The organism is Saccharothrix sp. AJ9571 (assembly GCF_021725495.1).
Taxonomy (GTDB): domain Bacteria; phylum Actinomycetota; class Actinomycetes; order Mycobacteriales; family Pseudonocardiaceae; genus Amycolatopsis; species Amycolatopsis magusensis.
The window spans coordinates 5,955,517-5,969,801 of record NZ_CP091382.1; the positions used below are offsets into that span (position 1 = coordinate 5,955,517).

Here is a 14,285-nt window from a genome sequence, read left to right on the forward strand (position 1 = left end):
GGGCCGAGGGCTTCTTCTGGTAGAGATCACCACGTGAACGGCGCGACCCCGCTGTGGGACCTCCCCGAGCCGCCGCCCGCCCCGCGCAAGACGGGGACCGGCGCGGCCGCTGCGGTCAACCGCGCCGCACCGAAGTCGAAGGCGGCCGCCGCGAAAGCCGCCGCCGCCGAACGCCGGGGCGCGCAGAAACCGGCGCCGAGCGAGCCGGTCGCCAGGGTGGTCGTGGACGTGCCGCTCGCGCACCTGGACCGCACGTTCGACTACCAGGTGCCGGAGAAGTTCCACCAGACCGCGGTGCCGGGCTGCCGGGTCCGGGTGCGGTTCGCCGGCCAGCTGGTCGACGGCTTCCTGCTGGAACGCGCGGACACCACCGACCACCAGGGCAAGCTGACCTTCCTGGACAGGGTCACCTCCAGTGAACCGGTGCTCGGGCCGGAGCTGGCCGCGCTGGGGCGGGCGGTGGCGCAGCGGTACGGCGGCACGCTGATCGACGTGCTGCGCCTGGCCATCCCGCCGCGGCACGCCAAGGCCGAAGGCGAACCGCCGCGTGAGCCGGCGCCGGTGCCGGAGGCACCCGGTCAAACTGGTTGGACGCGCTATCCCGCCGGCGGCTCGTTCATCGAAGCGATCGGCTCGGGGCGCCGGGCGCACGCGGTGTGGCAGGCGTTGCCGGGGGAGGACTGGCCGCGCCGGCTCGCCGAGGCAGCGGCCACCGTCGCCGCCGCCGGGCGGGGCGCGGTCCTGGTCGTGCCGGATCAACGCGATCTGAAGCGGGTGCATCAGGCCTGCGTCGAGTTGGTCGGCGACGAGGCGGTCGTCGCGCTGACCGCGGAGAGCGGGCCCGCCGAGCGCTACCGCCGCTGGCTCGCCGTGTCGCGCGGGGCGGTCAAGGTGGCCGTCGGCACCCGGGCCACCATGTTCGCCCCCGTGGACAACCCCGGCCTGTTCGTGGTCTGGGACGACGGGGACGACCTGCACGCCGACCCGCACATGCCGTACCCGCAGGTGCGCGACGTGCTCATGGTCCGGGCGCACGCCAGCAACGCCTCGCTCCTGGTCGCCGGGTTCAACCGGACGGCCGAGGCGCAGCTGCTCGTCGACACCGGCTGGGCGCACCCGATCGTGGCGAGCCGGGAGGACCTGCGCGCGCGGTCACCCCGGATCACGCCGGTGGGGGAGGACTTCGACGTCGCCAGGGACGAAGCCGCGAAGGCAGCGCGCCTGCCGTCGGTCGCCTTCGAAGCGGCACGCCAAGGGCTGGCGGCCGGTGCGCCGGTGCTGGTCCAAGTGCCTCGACGCGGCTATGTCCCGGCGCTCGCCTGCGGCCAGTGCCGGGCACCGGCGCGGTGTCGCCGCTGCGCGGGGCCGTTGGTCCTGCCAGGTGGACGCGACCAGGATGGCCCGCGGGCACCGCACTGCCGGTGGTGCGGCGTTCCCGAGGCCGGGTTCCGCTGCCCGGCCTGCGGCTCGGCGCGCCTGCGGGCGGTGGTGATCGGCGCGAAACGGACCGCCGAGGAGATGGGCCGCGCGTTCCCCGGGATCGTCGTGCGTACTTCCGGTGCGACCGAGGTGCTGGCGGAGGTGCCCGCGCGCCCGGCGCTGGTGGTCGCGACGCCGGGCGCGGAACCGGTCGCCGAAGGCGGTTACGGCGCCGCGCTCCTGCTCGACGGCTGGGCGCTGCTCGGCAGGCAGGACCTGCGCGCGGCCGAGGAGACGCTGCGCCGGTGGATGGCCGCGGCGGCGTTGGTGCGGCCGGGGCCGGAGGGCGGCCGGGTGATCGTCGGGGCGGAGGCCGGGTTGAAGCCGGTGCAGGCGCTGATGCGCTGGGATCCCGCCTGGCACGCGAGTGTCGAACTGGGTGAACGCCGCGAGCTGGGCTTCCCGCCGGCGGTGCGGATGGCCAGCGTGGAGGGCACTCCGGAGACCGTCGCGTCCTACCTCGACGAGACCCGACTGCCGGACACGGCCGAACTGCTGGGCCCGGTGCCGCTCGGCGAGATCGACGACGAGGGCCGGTCGGAACGGGAGCGCATGCTGATCCGCGTCCCGCGCGAAGACGGCCGCGCGCTGGCGGCGGCGCTGGCGAGTGGGCAGGCCGTGCGCAGCGCGCGGAAGGAAGCCGAGGCGCTGCGAGTGCAGCTGGATCCGCTGGAGCTGATCTAAGACCGATCAGGTCGCGGGCCTACGGGTGGTCGACTGGCGGGTTCAACCAGTTGAGCACGGCACGCATCCCCGCTTCCCAGTGGGCGGTGAGCAGGTCCGCGGCGCGATCGGTGTCGCCGGAGGCGAACTCGACGAGGATCTCGAGGTGCTGGCGGTCCGGTTCAGTGCGGTCGACCGTCTCGCGCATGTAGGTCAGCTCGTAGCGCGACAGGTTGGTGCGCACCCGGCTGACCATTTCCTGGAGCTGGCGGTTGCCCGCGGCGGCGACCAAGCCCGCGTGCCAGTCCGAGTCCAGGCGCCAGCGCCGGATCGGGTCGGTGCAGTCTTCGAGCTCGGCGAGGGTGTGTTCGAGTGCGCGCACGACCGAGGGCGGGGGAGTGCCCGCGGTTCGCACGGCGAGGCTTTCCAGCGTGCCCAGGATCGGATACAGCTCGGCGGCCTCGCGAGCGTCGAGGGGACGCACGGTGAAGCCCTTCGCCAGGGCTGAACGCAGCACCCCCTCGGCTTCGAGGCGGAGGAGTGCTTCGCGGACCGGCGTGCGGGAGACGTCCAACTGGCGTGACAGGGCGGCCTCGGTGACCGCGGTGCCCGGTGGATAGGCACCCGACCAGAACAGCTCGACGATCCGGGCGTACACGGCGTCGCGCAAGGGCTCGGCTCGAGTGATGGGCGTCGCGGACACCTGTTCATCGTATACGATACGCACATGGTGGCGCTCTCTGCGGCGAACATCGCCGAAGCTGGTCAACTGGTTGAACCGCTCTTCCGCAACACCCCGCAGTTCCACGATCCGGTGCTGGACCAGCGGCTGGGCCGTGAACTGGTGCTCAAGGTCGAGACGCTGAACCCGCTGGGCTCGTTCAAGGGACGCGGGGCGAGCTACTTCGTCCGCGGACTCGAACCGGGGCGGGAGGTCGTCTGCGCTTCCGCGGGCAACTTCGGGCAGGGGATCGCCTACGCCGCCGCCGCGCGCGGCATTCCGGTCACCGTGTTCACCGCGGAGAACGCGAACGCGGGCAAGGTCGCGCGCATGCGGTCCTTCGGCGCGGACGTGAAGCAGTACGGAGCCGACTTCGACGTCGCGAAGGATGCCGCGCGTGAGTACGCCGCGGCCGACGGGCGGTTGTTCGTGGAGGACGGCGAGGCGCCGGCCATCGCGGAGGGCGCGGGAACGATCGGCGTCGAACTCGCGCCCCTCGACCTCGACACGCTGCTGGTGCCGGTCGGCAACGGCGCGCTGATCGCGGGCATCGGCTGCTACCTCAAAGCGCGTGGCGCCCGGACCAGGATCATCGGTGTCTGCGCGGCCGGCGCGCCCGCGATGCTGCGCAGCTGGCACGACCGCGCCCCCGTCACCACCGAGAGCGTGGACACCATGGCCGACGGGATCGCGGTCCGCGTGCCGGTGCCCGCCGCGGTCGGCTGGATGCTCGAGTACGTCGACGACATGCTGGCCGTCGACGAGGCGACCATCGGACGGGCGATGCGGCTGCTCCGCGAGACCACGGGTCAACTGGTCGAACCGTCCGCCGCGGCCGGGATCGCCGCGCTGCTCGAGCACGACATCCCCGGCGAACGCACCGGCACGATCATCACCGGCCGCAATTACCCCGGCGATACCGGCTGACGCCACAGACTGGTGATTTTCGCGGTGCGCTGGGGCAGGATGTCGCGCATGCCTGTTCAGCGCAGAACCCGACTCCTCCGCAGCGTTCTCGCCGTGTCGTGCGCGACGGCACTGCTCACCGCCGGTGCCCCCGCGTCGGCGGCACCCGGCGCGCCGCCGGGCAAGGTCCCCGAGCAGGCCGGCTACCTCGGCGCGGTGTCCAGCATCGACGCCGACGCCAGCCAGATCGGCATCGACGTGCTCCGCCGGGGCGGCAACGCGGTGGACGCGGCGGTGGCCACGGCCGCGGCGCTCGGGGTCACCGACCCGTTCTCCGCGGGCATCGGCGGTGGCGGGTTCTTCGTCTTCTACGAGGCACGCACCGGCGAGGTGCACACCATCGACGGCCGCGAGACCGCGCCCGGCACCGCCGACGAGAACCTGTTCGTCGAGAACGGCAAGGCGATCCCGTTCGCCGAGGCGGTGACCAGCGGGCTGTCCGTCGGCACGCCCGGCACCCCGGCCACCTGGCTCGACGCGCTGCGCAAGTGGGGCACGCTGCCGCTGGCCAAGGCGATGAAGCCGGCCGAGGACCTGGCCAGGCACGGGTTCACCGTGGACAAGACCTTCCACGACCAGATCGCGAACAACGCCGCCCGCTTCAGCGCGTTCCCGGCCACGCGCGAGCTCTACCTGCCCGGCGGCGCGCCGCCCGTGGTGGGCAGCCGGTTCGCCAACCCGGACCTCGCCAAGACCTACCGCGAGCTGGCGCGCACCGGCAACGCGGCGCTCTACCGCGGCCGCATCGGCGAGGACGTGGTGCGCACGGTCCAGCAGCCCCCGGTCGACCCGGCCGCCGGGCTCAACGTCCGCCCCGGCAAGTTGACCGGGGAGGACCTGGCGAAGTACCGCACGGTCGACCGCGAACCGACCCACACCGAGTACCGCGGGCTCGACGTCTACGGGATGCCCGCGCCCTCGTCCGGTGGGCTGACCGTCGGCGAGGCGTTGAACATCCTCGAGGGCACCGACCTGTCGCAGCTGGACAAGACGCAGTACCTGCACCGGTTCCTCGAGTCCACCCGGCTGTCCTTCGCCGACCGCAACCGCTGGATCGGCGACCCGGCCTTCGTGGACGTGCCGTCCGAAGAACTGCTGAGCCAGGAGTTCGCCGACAGCCGCGCGTGCCTGATCGACCCGGCCCAGGCGCTGGTCAGCCCGGTCGCACCGGGTGACCCGCGCAATCCCCGGCCGTGCGCGGCGGGCGACACCCCGGCGCCCACGCCGTACGAGGGCGAGAACACCACGCACCTCACCGCCGCGGACAGGTGGGGCAACGTGGTCGCCTACACGCTGACCATCGAGGCGGAGGGTGGCAGCGGCATGGTCGTGCCCGGCCGCGGCTTCCTGCTGAACAACGAGCTGACCGACTTCTCCATGGTGCCGGTGACGCCGGGCGTGCCCGACCCGAACCTGCCCGCCGCGGGCAAGCGGCCGCGGTCCTCGATGGCGCCGACGATCGTGCTCAAGGACGGCAAGCCGTTCCTCGCCGCCGGATCACCGGGTGGCGCGTCGATCATCACCACCGTGCTGCAGGTGCTGACCGGCCGGCTCGACCGCGACCTGTCGCTGGTCGAGGCCATCGCCGAACCACGCGCGTCCCAGCGGAACTCGGACAACGCCCAGGTGGAGCAGGCGTTCCTGAACCAGCCGGAGACCGCGCAACTGCGCGCGCTCGGGCAGGAGTTCGCGTCGGCGCCGGGGGAGATCGGCGCGTCGACGGCGGTGGAACTGCTGCCGGACGGCCGCTGGCTCGCCGCCGCGGAACCGGTGCGGCGCGGCGGTGGCTCCGCCCGGGTGGTGCTGCCGGTTCCGCACCCCTGACCGGCGAGGTCGGGGCGAACATCACCGGCGGATAGACTCGCCGGTGATGTTCGCTCCCCTTGACTCCTTCCCGCCACCCGCCGGTACCCGCGAGGGGGTCCGATGAGGCTGGTCTTCGCCGGTACCCCGGAACCGGCCGTGCCCGCGCTGCGCGCCCTGCTCGACTCCGGCCGCCACGAGGTCGTCGCCGTGGTGACCCGGCCCGACGCCCAGGCCGGCCGTGGCCGCAAGGTGCTGCGCTCACCCGTCGGCGCGCTCGCCGACGAGCACGGCATCGAGGTGCTCACCCCGGCGCGCGCGGGTGACCCGGATTTCCTGGCCCGGCTGACCGAACTGGCGCCGGACGCCTGTCCCGTGGTCGCCTACGGCGCGCTGCTGCCGCAGGCCGCGCTCGACATCCCGGCGCACGGCTGGGTGAACCTGCACTTCTCGCTGCTGCCTGCGTGGCGCGGCGCGGCGCCGGTGCAGGCGGCGGTACGGGCGGGCGACGAGATCACCGGCGCCTCCACCTTCCGGATCGTCAAGGAACTCGACGCCGGACCGGTTTTCGGCGTGGTGACCGAGAAGATCGCCGCCACCGACACCGCCGGGGAACTGCTCGGCAGGCTCGCCGAGTCCGGTGCCCGGCTGCTGCTGTCCACAATGGATGGCATCGAGGACGGCAAGCTGACCGCGGTCCCGCAGACCTCGGAGGGCCTCAGCTACGCGCCGAAGATCTCCGTGGAAGACGCGCGGGTCTCGTTCGAGGACCCGGCCATCGCGGTGGACCGGCTGGTCCGCGCGGTCACCCCGGAACCCGGTGCCTGGGCGGAGTTCCGCGGGGAGCGGGTCAAACTGGGGCCGGTGTCGGTCGCGGAAGACCCGGACGAGCCGCTCGCACCGGGTGCGCTGCGGGTGGAGAAGAAGCGGGTGCTCGCCGGGACCGCCACCAGACCGGTGGTGCTCGGCCAGGTGCAGGCGCAGGGCAAAAAACGAATGGCTGCCACCGATTGGGCGCGCGGCACGAGGATCGAGCAGGGAGAGCGCCTGACATGAACAGCCAACCCCACCGCGGTGAGCGCGGTGACCGTGGTGATCGCGGGGAGCGGCGCCCGTCGAGGCCGCAACACGGCCGTCCGGCGCCGCGCAAGGACGGACCGCGCCGCCCGCCGCCCGAGGACCCCGCCCGCCGGGCCGCGCTGGACGTGCTCCGCGCCGTCCGTGAACGCGACGCCTACGCGAACCTGGTCCTCCCGGATCTGCTGCGCGAACGCCGGATCAAGGGGCGCGACGCCGCGCTCGCGACCGAGCTGACCTACGGCGCGTCCCGGGCCCAGGGCCTGCTCGACGCGGTGATCGCCGCCTGCCTCGACCGGCCGCTGTCCAGGGTGGACGGTGTGGTGCTGGACGGCCTGCGGCTGGGTGCCTACCAGTTGCTGCGCACGCGGATCCCCGAGCACGCCGCCGTGACGTCCACTGTGGACCTCGTGCGCACGGACGCCGGTTCGCACACCGCCGGTTTCGTCAACGCGGTGCTGCGCGCGGTCTCGGCGAAGGACGAGGCCGCCTGGCTCGACGAGCTCGCGCCGTCGCCCGACGAGGACCCCATCGGCAACTTCGCGCTGCGCACCGCGCACCCGCGCTGGGTCGCCCGCTCCTTCGCCGAAGCGCTGGGGGACAAGGGACCCGAGCTGGAGGCGGCGCTCGCCGCCGACGACGCGCGGCCCGAGGTGCACCTGGTCGCCCGGCCGGGTGAAATCTCCGCCGACGAACTGGCCGCGATCACCGGTGGTGACCCGGCGCCCTACTCGCCCTACGGCGTGCGGCTGCCCGCCGGTTCCGGTGATCCCGCCGACGCCGAGCCGGTGCGGGAAAAACTGGCCGCCGTGCAGGACGAAGGCAGCCAGCTGTGCGCGGTCGCGGTGACCAGGGTTCCGGTCGACGGCCGTGACGAGCGCTGGCTCGACCTGTGCGCGGGCCCGGGTGGCAAGGCGCTCATGCTCGGGGCGCTCGCCGCGCTGTCCGGGGCCACCGTGGACGCGGTGGAGAAGGCGCCGCACCGGGCGAACCTGGTCCGGAAGTCGACCCAGGGCCTGCCGGTGACCGTGCACGTCGCCGACGGCCGCGAGCCCGAACTGGAAGAGGGCTACGACCGCGTCCTGGTCGACGCGCCGTGCAGCGGCCTCGGCTCGCTGCGCCGCCGCCCCGAGTCGCGCTGGCGGCGCCAGCCGTCGGACGTGGCGGACCTGACCAAGCTGCAGGCGGAACTGCTCACCTCCGCGCTGAAGCTGGTGCGGCCCGGCGGCATCGTCACCTACGTGGTCTGCTCGCCGCACCTCGCCGAGACCGAGGGCGTGGTCGGGGAGATCGCCCGCCGCGCCAAGGCCGAGACGCTCGACGCGCGCGAGTTCTTCCCCGGCGTGCCGCAGCTCGGTGACGGCCCGTACGTGCAACTGTGGCCGCACCGGCACGGCACCGACGCGATGTTCTGCGCGGTCCTGCGTCGCCCGGAGACCGCCTGATGGATCGAGTGCTCGGGCTCGTCGGCAGTTCCTGCGGCGGCCTCGACACCCGCTTCCGCACCGAACTCGCCGAACCGGCGGCGGCCCGTGGCTGGCGGCTGGCCATCACGCTCACGCCGACCGCGTCGCGCTGGTTGGACTCGGCGGGCGAACTGGAGCGACTGCGGGAACTGACGGACCTGCCCGTGCGGTCGGTCTCACGGCTGCCCGGTGAACCACGGCCGCACCCCGATCCGGCGCATTTCCTGTTCGCGCCGGCGTCGGCCAACTCGGTGGCCAAGCTGGCGCTGGGCCTGGCCGACAACCAGGCGCTGACCGTGCTCGGCGACGCGCTCGGTGAACCCGGCGTGACCATCGCGGTCGGCTACCAGGTGCGGGACGCGCGGTTCGCGCACCCGGCGTGGGAGGGGCACCTGGCCGCGCTCGGCGGTGCGGGCGTGCGGTTGAACCGGTTGGACCACGGCAGCCCGTCGTGGACCGGTGTACTGGACGAACTGGACGCTTGACCTCAAGTTAACTGGAACTCCTACGGTCGTGCCGAGACAACTCGAGACGATCTTGGAGCCAGTCATGCACGCGATCCGCCAGCACGAGTTCGGCCCGGCCGAGAACCTCCGGTACGAGGAAGCGGAGGACCCGAAGCCGGGGCACGGGCAGGTGCGGATCAGCGTCCGCGCGGCCGGGGTCCACCTGCTCGACACCGCGCTCCGCAGAGGCATCGGCGGCGGGCCGATGCCGCTGCCCGAACTGCCGATGACCCCGGGCCGCGAGGTGGCGGGCGTGGTGGACGAACTCGGCGAGGACGCCGGCCCTGGCTGGCTGGGCAAGCGGGTGGTGGCCCACCTGGGCGCGGCCAGCGGCGGATACGCCGAACTCGCCGTCGCGCCGGTCACCTCGCTGCAGGAGATCCCCGACGGCGTCACCGACGAGGGCGCGGTCGCCACCATCGGCACCGGCCGGACCGCGATGGCCGTGCTGAACGACGCCAGGATCACCGCCGCCGACGTCGTGCTCGTCACCGCGGCGGCCGGCGGCATCGGCAGCTTCGCGGTGCAGTCCGCGCACAACGCCGGCGCCTACGTCATCGGCCTCGCCCGCGGCGAGGAGAAGCTGGCGATCGTCCGCGAACTCGGCGCCGACCTGGTCTTCGACTACAGCGAGGACGGCTGGGCGGCGCAAGTTCGGGAAGCGCTCGGCAACCGCGAAGTGACCGTGGCGCTGGACGGCGTCGGGGGCAGCCAGGGGCGTGAGGCGCTGGGACTGCTCGGCGTCGGCGGCAGGCTGGTCATGTTCGGCTGGTCGGCAGGCGAGCCGCTGGAGTTGTCCGCAATGGACTTCTACGGCCGCGGGCTCACCGTCTCGGTGCCGATCGGCCAGCGGATCATGCGCACGCCCGGCGCGATGCGGGCACTGGAGGACCAGGCGCTCGCCGAGGTCGCGGCGGGCCGGATCGTGCCACTGGTGAACGAGCCGATCCCGCTGGCCGAAGCCGCGCGGGCGCACACGGAATTGGAGAGCCGCCGGACCGTCGGCAAGGTAGTCCTCCGGCCCCGACCGGGCGTGTCCCACCCGTGACGTGAGCATCGCAGCATGCGAGACGGACGCCCGGGCACGACCTCCTAGACTGCGGGTCGTGGCACATCGACCCTTGATCGCACCCAGCATCCTCTCCGCCGACTTCGCCCGGCTCGGCGCGGAGATCGAAGCCGTGGCCGGGCACGGCGAGACCCGGGCCGACTGGGTGCACGTCGACGTGATGGACGCGCACTTCGTCCCGAACCTGACCCTGGGCCTGCCCGTGGTGCAGTCGCTGCTCAAGCACACCGACCTGCCGCTGGACTGCCACCTGATGATCGAGGACCCCGACCGCTGGGCGATCGGGTACGCCGAGGCGGGCGCGCACAACGTGACCGTGCACGCCGAGGCCGCTGGCGACCCGGTGAAGCTGGCCAAGGACCTGCGGGCGGCCGGGGCGAAGGCGGGCCTGTCGATCAAGCCCGGCACACCGCTGGAGGACCACCTCGACACGCTCAAGCACTACGACACGCTGCTGGTCATGTCGGTTGAACCGGGCTTCGGCGGGCAATCCTTCATCGCCGACGTGCTGGAGAAGGTGCGCACCGCGCGCCGCCTGGTCGACACCGGGCACCTCAAGCTGCTCGTGGAGATCGACGGCGGGATCAACGCCGACACCATCGAACAGGCCGCGGAGGCGGGGGTCGACTGCTTCGTCGCGGGCTCCGCGGTCTACGGCGCCGGGGACCCCGGCAAGGCCGTGGCCGCACTGCGCGAGCAGGCCGCCCGGGCCGCCGGGCGCTGAGGCGAGAAAACACAGGAGGCCGTTCAAGTGTTCACCGGAATCGTCGAAGAACTCGGCGAGATCACCGCGGTTGAGCAGCTCATCCACGCCGCCCGGCTGGCCGTGCGTGGCCCGGTGGTCACCTCGGACGCCAAGCACGGCGACTCCATCGCGGTCAACGGCGTGTGCCTGACCGTGGTCGAGGTGAGCGGGGACACGTTCACCGTGGATGTGGTGCACGAGACACTGCAACGCTCCAGCCTGGCCAAGGTCGCCTCGGGTGATCGGGTCAACCTCGAGCGCGCGACCGCGCTCGGCGACCGGCTCGGCGGGCACATCATGCAGGGCCATGTGGACGGCACCGGGGTGTTCCTGTCCAGGGACCCGGACGGGCTGACCCACTTCGCGCTGCCACCCGGCCTGGCCAGGTACGTGGTGGAGAAGGGGTCGATCGCGGTGGACGGGGTGTCGCTGACCGTGGCCGCGATCGGCGCCGAGGAGTTCTCCATCGCGCTCATCCCGACCACGCTCGAGCTGACCACCCTCGGCAGGCGGGAACCGGGCGAATCGGTCAACCTCGAGGTCGACGTGCTGGCGAAGTACGTGGAGAAGCTGGCTGCGCCACATCTGCCGACGGCCGGGACGCACACGGTGGACAATGGCGGTACTGACGGCGGCACCAAGGAGCAGCGCGGATGAGTGAGATCGACGAGTGGGCGCCGGCGAGCGGGGACACCCCGGCCGGACCCGGTGCGGGCGGGCACGCCGCCGCGATCGACCGGGCGATCGCCGACATCCGGGCGGGCAAGCCGGTGATCGTGGTCGACGACGAGGACCGCGAGAACGAGGGTGACCTCATCTTCGCCGCGGAGAAGGCCACGCCGGAGCTGCTCGCGTTCATGGTGCGCTACACCTCGGGCTACGTCTGCGTCGCGCTGACCGAACAGGACTGCGAGCGCCTCGACCTGCCGCCGATGTACCACACGAACCAGGACCAGCGCGGCACCGCGTACACGGTCACGGTGGACGCCGCCGCGGGCATCAGCACCGGTATTTCGGCCGCCGACCGGTGCCACACGATCCGGTTGCTGGCCGATCCGAAGTCCGATTCCACCGACTTCCGCCGCCCCGGCCACGTGGTGCCGCTGCGCGCGAAGGAGGGCGGCGTGCTGCGCCGGCCCGGGCACACCGAGGCGTCGGTCGACCTGGCTCGACTCGCCGGGCTGTCACCCGCCGGGGTGCTCTGCGAGATCGTCTCGCAGAAGGACGAGGGCGACATGGCCCGCCGCGACGAGCTCGAGGTGTTCGCCGGCGACCACGACCTCCAGCTGATCACCATCGCCGACCTGATCGCCTACCGGCGGCGGACCGAGAGCCAGGTCGAGCGGGTGGCCGAGGCACGCATCCCGCTGGCCCACGGCACCTTCCGCGCGGTCGGCTACGACAGCCTGCTCGACGGCATCGAGCACGTCGCGTTCGTCTACGGCGACATCGCCGACGGCGAGGACATCCTGGTCCGCGTGCACTCCGAATGCCTCACCGGCGACGTGTTCGGCTCGCTGCGCTGCGACTGCGGCCCGCAGCTCGACGCCGCGCTCGCCGCCGTGGCGCAGGAAGGCCGCGGGGTCGTGCTCTACGTGCGCGGGCACGAGGGCCGGGGGATCGGCCTGCTGCACAAGCTGCAGGCCTACCAGCTGCAGGACGCCGGGGCCGACACGGTGGACGCGAACCTGGCGCTCGGCGTGCCCGCCGACGCCCGCGACTACGGCACCGGCGCGCAGATCCTGTGCGACCTCGGCGTGAAGTCGATGCGGCTGCTGACGAACAACCCGGCCAAGCGCGTCGGCCTGGAGGGCTACGGCCTGCGCGTCACCGGCCGCATGCCGCTGCCGATCTCGCCCAACCCGGAGAACCTGCGCTACCTCAAGACCAAGCGCGACCGGATGGGGCACGACCTGTCGCAGCTGGAGCACTTCGACGACGTGGGCGCCGTCGGCGCCGTGGGGGGCGACGACGTGGTGAACGGGGGTGGCGGCCGGTGAGCGGGGAAGGACGGCCGTCCAACGGGTTCGACCTGAGCGAGTGCGCGAACCTGCGGCTGGCGATCGTGGCCACCAAGTGGCACGAGGAGATCACCGGCAGCCTGCTCGAGCGCGCGCTGGCCACCGCCCGCGAGGCGAAGCTGGAGGAGGAGCCCACCGTGGTCCGGGTTTCCGGCGCGGTGGAGCTGCCGGTGGTCGCGCAGGCGCTGGCGCGCACGCACGACGCGGTGGTCGCGCTCGGCGTGGTGATCCGCGGCGGGACGCCGCACTTCGAGTACGTGTGCGACGCGGTGACCGCGGGGCTGACCAGGGTGGCGCTCGACGAGAGCACGCCGGTCGGCAACGGGGTGCTCACCTGCGACACCGAACAGCAGGCACGGGACCGGGCCGGGTTGCCCGGCTCGGCCGAGGACAAGGGCGCCGAGGCGACCGTGGCGGCGCTGGACACCGCGCATGTGCTGCGTGGCCTGCGGCAGCCGTGGACCGAACGAGGATTCGTGTGACCGGGACGAGCATGACTGGAACGACCATGACCACCGAGCCGGCCACCGTGACCGTCCGCCCGCGCCGGGCGGTGTGGATGTGCGGCGCGCTGGCGCTGCTGCTGATCGGCGTGTTCACCACGGTGGCCCTGCTGCTGCGCAACTCCGACACCGGGGTGATCTTCCAGACCGCCGACCAGGTGGCGATGATCGGCATCGGCGTGCTGCTGGCCGGGCTGACCATGCTCTTCGCGATGCCGAGGGCGACCGCCGACGCCGAGGGCGTCAGCGTGCGCAACGTGCTGGGCACGAAGCGGTTCTCCTGGTCGGACGTACTGTCGGTGAGCTTCCCCGACGGCGCGTCCTTCGCGCGGCTCGAACTGCCCGAGGACGAGTACTACTCGGTGCTCGCCGTGCAGGCGGTCGACCGGGAGCGGGCGGTGGCGGCGGTGCGCGCGCTGCGCAAGCTGCACCGCCGGTTCCACGCCGAGGACGAGACCGGCTCAGAGGGCTAGAGTTCGAGGTCGACGACCACCGGTGCGTGGTCCGAGCCGCCCTTGCCCTTGCGTTCCTCGCGGTCGACGTAGGAGTCGGTGATCGCGCCGGCGAACCGCGGGTCGGCGAGCACCAGGTCGATGCGCATGCCGCGGTTCTTCGGGAAGGCCAGCTGGCGGTAGTCCCAGTAGGTGAACGGCTGGTCGTACTTCAGCGGCCGCGGCAGCACGTCGGTCAGCCCGGCTTCGAGCACCCGGCCGAGCGCCTCGCGCTCCGGCGCGGTCACGTGGGTGGAGTCGGCGTAGGCGGCGATGTCCCAGACATCGGTGTCGGCGGGCGCGATGTTGAAGTCGCCGAGCACCGCGAACGGCAGGTCCAGCTTCTTCTCCGCCTCGACGGTTTCGCGCAGCGCGTTCAACCAGCGCAACTTGTAGTCGTAGTGGGTGTGCCCCGGCACACGCCCGTTCGGCACGTACACCGACCACACCCGCACCCCGCCGCAGGTCGCGCCGATGGCGCGCGGTTCGACCGCGTCCTCGTAGCTCGGCTGGTCGACCAGCCCGCGCTGGACGTCGGCGAGGCCGACGCGGGAGAGGACCGCGACGCCGTTCCACCGGCCGACGCCGTAGGCCGCTGTCTCGTAGCCGAGCGCCCGCACCTCTTCGTGCGGGAAGGCATCGCTGTCGCACTTGAGTTCCTGGAGGCACAGCACGTCGGGCTGGTTCGACTCGAGCCAGTTCTGCAGCCGCGGCAGCCGGGCGCCGACGGAGTTCACGTTCCAGGTGGCGATGCGCATGCGCCCATTGTCCAGAC

Annotated in this window: 14 protein-coding genes; 12 read left to right on the forward strand and 2 right to left on the reverse strand. The window is 72.8% G+C overall.

The genetic code is table 11. From position 1 onward, the window contains the following. Window positions 1–33 precede the first annotated feature (33 nt). Window positions 34–2,163, forward strand: coding sequence for a primosomal protein N' (locus L3Q67_RS27710; RefSeq protein WP_499184369.1), 2,130 nt, complete (start codon window positions 34–36; stop codon window positions 2,161–2,163). A gap of 19 nt (window positions 2,164–2,182) precedes the next feature. Here the strand turns inward: L3Q67_RS27710 and L3Q67_RS27715 are convergent, their stop codons facing one another. Next, window positions 2,183–2,845 (reverse strand): GntR family transcriptional regulator, encoded by a 663-nt coding sequence (locus tag L3Q67_RS27715; RefSeq protein WP_499184370.1) that lies wholly within the window; start codon window positions 2,843–2,845, stop codon window positions 2,183–2,185. 24 nt (window positions 2,846–2,869) lie between these two features. Between L3Q67_RS27715 and L3Q67_RS27720 the strand changes: the two genes are divergently transcribed. From L3Q67_RS27720 to L3Q67_RS27770, 11 genes are all read left to right on the forward strand, one after another. After that, window positions 2,870–3,790 carry a threonine ammonia-lyase gene (locus tag L3Q67_RS27720; RefSeq protein ID WP_499184371.1) on the forward strand — a complete coding sequence of 307 codons (921 nt, stop codon included), beginning with the start codon at window positions 2,870–2,872 and terminating at the stop codon, window positions 3,788–3,790. Between the two features lie 48 nt (window positions 3,791–3,838). After that, window positions 3,839–5,653, forward strand: coding sequence for a gamma-glutamyltransferase family protein (gene ggt, locus L3Q67_RS27725; RefSeq protein WP_499184372.1), 1,815 nt, complete (start codon window positions 3,839–3,841; stop codon window positions 5,651–5,653). A gap of 102 nt (window positions 5,654–5,755) precedes the next feature. Then, the gene (fmt, locus tag L3Q67_RS27730; protein ID WP_499184373.1) at window positions 5,756–6,688 is read left to right on the forward strand and encodes a methionyl-tRNA formyltransferase; all 933 of its coding nucleotides are present in this window, start codon (window positions 5,756–5,758) and stop codon (window positions 6,686–6,688) included. After that, window positions 6,685–8,154 (forward strand): RsmB/NOP family class I SAM-dependent RNA methyltransferase, encoded by a 1,470-nt coding sequence (locus L3Q67_RS27735; protein ID WP_499184374.1) that lies wholly within the window; start codon window positions 6,685–6,687, stop codon window positions 8,152–8,154. Before fmt ends, L3Q67_RS27735 begins: the two co-directional genes overlap by 4 nt. After that, a complete protein-coding gene (locus tag L3Q67_RS27740) occupies window positions 8,154–8,660 on the forward strand; it encodes an HFCD family protein (RefSeq protein ID WP_499184375.1) in 507 nt (168 codons plus the stop codon). The genes L3Q67_RS27735 and L3Q67_RS27740 overlap by 1 nt, the downstream gene beginning before the upstream one ends. A 64-nt stretch (window positions 8,661–8,724) precedes the next feature. Then, window positions 8,725–9,729: a zinc-binding dehydrogenase gene (locus L3Q67_RS27745; protein WP_499184376.1), complete on the forward strand. Its 1,005-nt coding sequence runs from the start codon at window positions 8,725–8,727 to the stop codon at window positions 9,727–9,729. A gap of 73 nt (window positions 9,730–9,802) precedes the next feature. After that, on the forward strand, window positions 9,803–10,474 hold the full coding sequence (gene rpe / locus L3Q67_RS27750) for a ribulose-phosphate 3-epimerase (RefSeq protein WP_209671896.1): 672 nt from the start codon (window positions 9,803–9,805) through the stop codon (window positions 10,472–10,474). A gap of 27 nt (window positions 10,475–10,501) precedes the next feature. Beyond that, complete coding sequence (locus tag L3Q67_RS27755; protein WP_499184377.1) at window positions 10,502–11,152, forward strand: riboflavin synthase; 651 nt, start codon at window positions 10,502–10,504, stop codon at window positions 11,150–11,152. Then, a complete protein-coding gene (locus L3Q67_RS27760; protein WP_499184378.1) occupies window positions 11,149–12,495 on the forward strand; it encodes a bifunctional 3,4-dihydroxy-2-butanone-4-phosphate synthase/GTP cyclohydrolase II in 1,347 nt (448 codons plus the stop codon). The genes L3Q67_RS27755 and L3Q67_RS27760 overlap by 4 nt, the downstream gene beginning before the upstream one ends. Beyond that, window positions 12,492–12,998 (forward strand): 6,7-dimethyl-8-ribityllumazine synthase, encoded by a 507-nt coding sequence (ribH, locus tag L3Q67_RS27765; protein WP_209668104.1) that lies wholly within the window; start codon window positions 12,492–12,494, stop codon window positions 12,996–12,998. Before L3Q67_RS27760 ends, ribH begins: the two co-directional genes overlap by 4 nt. A 26-nt stretch (window positions 12,999–13,024) precedes the next feature. Then, window positions 13,025–13,492 carry a PH domain-containing protein gene (locus L3Q67_RS27770; RefSeq protein WP_499184379.1) on the forward strand — a complete coding sequence of 156 codons (468 nt, stop codon included), beginning with the start codon at window positions 13,025–13,027 and terminating at the stop codon, window positions 13,490–13,492. Here the strand turns inward: L3Q67_RS27770 and L3Q67_RS27775 are convergent. Continuing rightward, a complete protein-coding gene (locus L3Q67_RS27775; RefSeq protein ID WP_499184380.1) occupies window positions 13,489–14,268 on the reverse strand; it encodes an exodeoxyribonuclease III in 780 nt (259 codons plus the stop codon). The two genes, L3Q67_RS27770 and L3Q67_RS27775, sit on opposite strands and share 4 nt — an antisense overlap. Window positions 14,269–14,285: the final 17 nt, after the last annotated feature.

Bases quoted from the DNA above. Each gene is read 5' to 3' on its own strand.
- L3Q67_RS27775 (WP_499184380.1), bottom strand. From the start codon at position 14,268: ATGCGCATCGCCACCTGGAACGTGAACTCCGTCGGCGCCCGGCTGCCG.
- L3Q67_RS27760 (WP_499184378.1), top strand. From the start codon at position 11,149: ATGAGTGAGATCGACGAGTGGGCGCCGGCGAGCGGGGACACCCCGGCC.
- L3Q67_RS27735 (WP_499184374.1), top strand. From the start codon at position 6,685: ATGAACAGCCAACCCCACCGCGGTGAGCGCGGTGACCGTGGTGATCGC.
- L3Q67_RS27745 (WP_499184376.1), top strand. From the start codon at position 8,725: ATGCACGCGATCCGCCAGCACGAGTTCGGCCCGGCCGAGAACCTCCGG.
- L3Q67_RS27770 (WP_499184379.1), top strand. From the start codon at position 13,025: ATGACCACCGAGCCGGCCACCGTGACCGTCCGCCCGCGCCGGGCGGTG.
- L3Q67_RS27740 (WP_499184375.1), top strand. From the start codon at position 8,154: ATGGATCGAGTGCTCGGGCTCGTCGGCAGTTCCTGCGGCGGCCTCGAC.
- L3Q67_RS27720 (WP_499184371.1), top strand. From the start codon at position 2,870: ATGGTGGCGCTCTCTGCGGCGAACATCGCCGAAGCTGGTCAACTGGTT.
- fmt (WP_499184373.1), top strand. From the start codon at position 5,756: ATGAGGCTGGTCTTCGCCGGTACCCCGGAACCGGCCGTGCCCGCGCTG.
- ggt (WP_499184372.1), top strand. From the start codon at position 3,839: ATGCCTGTTCAGCGCAGAACCCGACTCCTCCGCAGCGTTCTCGCCGTG.